This is a genomic window from Umbribacter vaginalis (assembly GCA_001552935.1).
Lineage (GTDB): Bacteria > Actinomycetota > Coriobacteriia > Coriobacteriales > Eggerthellaceae > Berryella > Berryella vaginalis.
This window is the reverse complement of sequence record KQ959702.1, coordinates 1-5086: the sequence shown is the minus strand read 5'-3', so window position 1 is coordinate 5086 and position 5086 is coordinate 1. Positions and strand designations below refer to the sequence as shown.

5 protein-coding genes and 1 tRNA gene are annotated in these 5086 nt (G+C 44.8%); 2 read left to right on the top strand and 4 right to left on the bottom strand.

Going from position 1 to position 5086, the window contains the following annotated elements:
• A partial coding sequence (locus tag HMPREF3190_RS04675) for a hypothetical protein (protein ID WP_156425723.1) occupies window positions 1-814 on the bottom strand: 814 nt, incomplete at its 3' end.
• Between the two features lie 476 nt (window positions 815-1290).
• Window positions 1291-1365: transfer RNA gene (locus tag HMPREF3190_RS04670), tRNA-Glu, on the bottom strand.
• A 256-nt stretch (window positions 1366-1621) separates the two neighbouring features.
• On the opposite strand from HMPREF3190_RS04670, the gene HMPREF3190_RS04665 reads away from it, so the two are divergent.
• Both HMPREF3190_RS04665 and HMPREF3190_RS04660 read left to right on the top strand, forming a co-directional pair.
• Window positions 1622-2992 (top strand): glycosyltransferase, encoded by a 1371-nt coding sequence (locus tag HMPREF3190_RS04665; protein ID WP_082715170.1) that lies wholly within the window; start codon window positions 1622-1624, stop codon window positions 2990-2992.
• 632 nt (window positions 2993-3624) lie between these two features.
• Window positions 3625-3939, top strand: a complete 315-nt coding sequence (locus tag HMPREF3190_RS04660; protein ID WP_066780855.1) for a hypothetical protein — start codon at window positions 3625-3627, stop codon at window positions 3937-3939.
• Window positions 3940-4118: 179 nt separating this feature from the next.
• On the opposite strand, the gene recR is transcribed toward HMPREF3190_RS04660, so the two are convergent.
• Window positions 4119-4718 carry a recombination mediator RecR gene (recR, locus tag HMPREF3190_RS04655; protein WP_066780853.1) on the bottom strand — a complete coding sequence of 200 codons (600 nt, stop codon included), beginning with the start codon at window positions 4716-4718 and terminating at the stop codon, window positions 4119-4121.
• 1 nt (window position 4719) lies between these two features.
• Window positions 4720-5028, bottom strand: coding sequence for a YbaB/EbfC family nucleoid-associated protein (locus tag HMPREF3190_RS04650; RefSeq protein WP_066780851.1), 309 nt, complete (start codon window positions 5026-5028; stop codon window positions 4720-4722).
• Between the last annotated feature and the right edge of the window lie 58 nt (window positions 5029-5086).

Below are 5086 nucleotides of genomic sequence, written 5' to 3'. Positions count from 1 at the left end.
TTGTGGCAAGTGTCAAAGGCGCAGGGGCTGGAACGACTTCTTTTCCTTTAAACAGATGCCTTAAGCTAATAATCCCACCTGTATATACATATTGATGATTGGAGGCATAGCAATTGACCGTTTCCTTATTTGAGCGATAAGCTATAACATCTACCAATGTACTTTTGTTAATATTAGTATATTTTTCAAGTGTTAATTCGTCTTCTTTAATGTGTAAATCTGGATTTGCCTCGATAACGTTCTTTTTAATTTGGCTTAATATAGCAGGATCGCTGGGACTTTCTCCTGAGATTATTTTTGACTCATCGGGCACCTTTAAAGGTACTTCTCTATATACAAAACTTGCAAATGTATGCTTATGTATTTTGCCATTTACTTCAACAGCTATAATTCCTTTTTCATAATCTGGCGTTTGAATAGTACATGCAGATCCATAATAAAGTTTAAGTGCAGGTTTTATTATATCACCTATAAAGCTATCGTCGGTAAATGATCGCCATGTAAATGACATGTTATTATCTGTAAAATCTACATCAGAAAATAGAAATCCTGGTGCAGTGTTTGAAGGAACTTCTGCTTCAGCACTTCGATCCATGCCTTCGGCGGCGCGATCGAGTGTGAACACGCCCTGCGTTGTGCTGCTTGCCGCATAAGCAGCTTGCATCGGATGAGCACTCGTTGCTGCAATACCTCCAGCTATACCAGTCACACACCCCATTGCAATAACAGCAGCTAACGGCGCATTAAATACACGCTTTTGGAGCGGCAAGTGCGTTACTTTGCTCTGATTACTAGAATTTGAACGAGAAGACATAACAATCCTTCCTCAAAAAAGGCCCATGCAAGCGGACGCACGCAGTTAAAGGATGCATCTACTTGCTGCTTATCATGAGTTTTCTGCTCATGAATATTTTGTTAGATATAGTATACTCTTTCAGACACATAACAGACCCATCAATCACATCTTGTAAAGAAAATTTCATAAGCATATCCGCAGGTGATACTTTTATTTTTAATATTTATAAGAAGATTTAACAAAAGCACAAATACTTATTATTGCATAGCGATAACACGATCTCTTATCCGCCAACCAACACAACGGCAGCGTCACTATACGCGCAAGTAAAACCAACTCAACAACAAATCAACGTACGCACATATACCACGTGCACACATAGTTACGTACCGCTGTAGCTTCATCTATTCACTCATGAATCTAGCAACACCACAGCAATGCAATACCACGGTAATGTAACATAATATAAATAGGTACTAGGAAAATAAAAGAAGTGGTGCCCCCAACGAGAATTGAACTCGTGTCTCAGCCTTGAAAGGGCCGCGTCCTAACCTCTAGACTATGGGGACAGCCTTACCATAAGCGTGCACGCTTAACGCATACGCGCCACGTGCTGTGCTTCATATTGGCATGTGCTTATTGCAAGCGAACATGCTTTAATCAGCCGTTGTATTATTACAAACATTCAAGCGTTTGGCAATACATTCTTCAAAAATTTTCATTTTTTTGTTGGAATTATCTTCAAGCACAACCTCACACGCAGAAAAATGGTGCTTTTACGCTATGATACTCTTCATGAAAACTTGTAGACACACAAACACTACCATGGCGCATTCTGCAGCAGATGCCTCCACGTGCCCTGCTGCAAGCACGCGTACGTCTGCATCCGTGGCTACGTCAGGCACAATATCCGCACCCAACGCAACACCAGCGTCACGTGCAGCATCCGACGCAGCACCAGCGCCGGTCATTATGGTGATACACGCATCGGTTGGATCGGGGCATAAAAGTGCAGCCAATGCAATAAGCGAGGCGCTCAATCTGCTCAAGCAGGAGCACGACCAGCTTATTCCTAACAATCTTGAAATCGAAACCATTGATATACTTACGTGGGGGCGCCACAAATTCAACGGCGATAAAGCAGCTTCGTACTTTGTAGGTGCAACACGACCAATCTACGACCTGCTGTGGCGATACACGTTTACGGGGCGCGTATTATGGGGCGGCGGCACTATTTGGTCGCACATTATGTATGCGCCGTTTACACGCTATATTGCAAAACGTAAACCAATCGCGTGCATATGTACTCACATTACCGCAGCAAATGCGGCCGTATCTGCACGCATGCTGTGCAAGCAGAACTTCCCCATTGTGTGCGTTCCTACCGATTACGAAACAGAAGGCTTATGGCCGCACTTACACAGTGATATGTTTTGTATTGCAAGCGAAGCGATGGCAGAAACGCTGCGTGCACGCAAAGTGAGTGATGCGCGCATTGCGCTTACCGGCATCCCCACGCGCGAAGATTTTCGCCTGACACACGATATTGAACAAACACGAAAAACGCTGCAGCTTCCAAGCGATAAAACGCTGGTATTAGTATTAGCAGGTGCAGCGTATCCTACGCCCTATTTGCGATTTCGAGACACGCTTGACGCGCTGATGCCCCATGTATCAAAACTGAACAATATGCACTTTATCTTTGTAGCAGGAAAAGACGAGGAGTATCGCGCCCACCTTGAGCAGCAACTTAAAACGTTTTCGCTGACAAATGCCTGCGTGTTTGGCTATGTTAAGGAAATGGCAGCGCTCATGTCGGCGTCAAACCTCGTTATTTGCAAATCGGGAGGACTTACCGTAACTGAATGTCTGTGCACAAAAGTTCCTATGATTTTAGTAGGGCGCGCCTATGGGCAAGAAAAAATAAATACCGAGATGCTTACAAACTCAAATGCAGCAATGCACGTTACAACTCCGCGTGAGCTGCTTGATGTGCTTCACTATCTTATGACGAACCCCCATGGACTTGATGCTATGCTGGTAAATGGTGCCATTATCCGCCACCCTCACGCTGCACGCGATATAGCGCACATTGCTCTTGAACTGTACCATAAACAACGCACGGTGCCTCCTGAGGTGTATCAGTCGCGCTTTGCGCATTTCTATCTTGGTCATAAGCCCGCTCACGTGCGATAACAGGTGTTATAACAGGAGCGATAGCACGTGCGATAACAGGTACATCGTCATCCTCGATTGCAGGAAACCGTGCAGAGGCTGCTCCGTTCGATGGTAAGAGGAACGTGCAAGAATAACTTCTTTTACTTGCAAGGAAATGCGCAGGTGTAGATCTATTCCCTTGCACGATAAACATGGACGTGAAGCTGCCTGTACAGATATATCTCATCACATTGATACCCTATAAACGTGGAGATGCAACTAAACAGAAAACCTTAAAGGTCGTGATAGCAATAAGCATATGCGCTTGCCCAGCATACAACAAATGCACACTCACCGCCTAACTCTACCGTCTAACCAATTATTTTACCGTTACGGCTGTGTTTATTTGTATATGAAGCTAGTATGCAATACGTTACATGCGCGCTTACATTGACTGCTCTTTTTATGCGCGCATACTGCGATTGCTGAAGCGCTACACCAAGTGCTCCACGTGAACACGTTTGCTTTTACAGATGGAGGAAACGTAAGCCTGACAAGTTCACACTAATGAGCATTTACAGCAAAACAAGCGTGTACTGACACACATTACCGCTGTTTGCACGCTGTGGCACAATCGCACGTTCAACACAAGAAGCAAAGGAGCGACCAGCGTGATTATTACGGTTGCATGTCGTGGAATGGACGTGGCAACACATTCATCTCTCACTACAAGCTTTCTTTGCTTTTTTGTACAGCGTGGCGTTATAACAGGAAGCAGCAATTTACCTCTTTTAGGCGCTTCTCTTGCAAAACAACTTCAAATATTGCAAGCGGTAAAAGCTGATGTATTTATATCAGGAAGCAAGTATGAACCTCTTGAAGCAGAACTTGTGCGCAACAACATTCAAGTAGCAAAAACTATGCAAACATGCCCTATTAAATGTGCACAAGAATGGATTACACATTCAGAGCCACACAGCGCATAGATTAGGTGCCTCGACTTGTGAGCAGCTCACCCAATAACAGGCAACGCAGAAACGAAACCGAGCGCGAGAACAAGAAATGCAGTAGGAATGTGACGCTATAAAGAGCGTCACGAAATGTGTCGCAACTGTTCATAAGCACGCTACAGGTAAACATATTGCCACTGCGTGAAGCAGTAAGATTACAGCAATTCGCGTCTGTTCTCGATTGCGCGCCCCAGCGTTACTTCATCGGCAAATTCAAGATCACCACCCACTGGCAAGCCACTTGCCAAGCGCGTAACACGAATACCAAGCGGTTGTATCATGCGCGCTAGATAACTTGCGGTGGTTTCCCCCTCTACCGTAGGATTAGTAGCAAGCAACACTTCACGTACCTGCGAGCTACCAAGACGCGCCATAAGCTCGCTAATATGCAGCTGATCGGGACCTACTCCATCCAATGGCGACAATTCGCCACCCAGCACATGATACAAGCCATTAAATGCGCCACTTTTTTCAATAACAGCAATATCGCGTGGAACGCTCACAACACAAATGATAGACGTATCTCGGTCGCTTGAAGCACAAAATTCACACAGTTCATCTTGAGCATAATTAAAACAGCGCTTACAAAAATGAACGGTATCTTTTACCTCGTGAATAGCATCGGCCAAGCGCACTACGGTAGGTTTTTCGGTATTCAGCATCCAATAGGCAATGCGCGATGCCGATTTTGGCCCAATACCTGGTAAGCGCTCTAATTCATCGAGCAGTGTTTGCAATGCGGGAATATGTTGCATATTAGCGCAACCCAGGGATATTCATACCGCCTGTTACATGCGACATGCGTTGCTCAGTAAGCTCATTTACTTGCTTCAAAGCATCATTAACAGCAGTAAGAACCATATCTTGTAACATAGCAGCATCGGCAAGTGTAAGCGCATCAGGTGCGATAGTAATGCTTTCAAGACGCCCTTCACCATTTGCAACAGCTTCAACCATACCACCACCAGAACTTGCTTTTGCGGTATACGTTTTAATCTCTTGCTGCGCACGAGCAAGTTCAAGCTGCATCATTTGCGCTTGCTTCATCATTTTTTTCATATCCATAACAGTGCCTTTCGTTGGTATATTGCGTGCCTTTACTGCTCTTTACTGCTCACAAGAT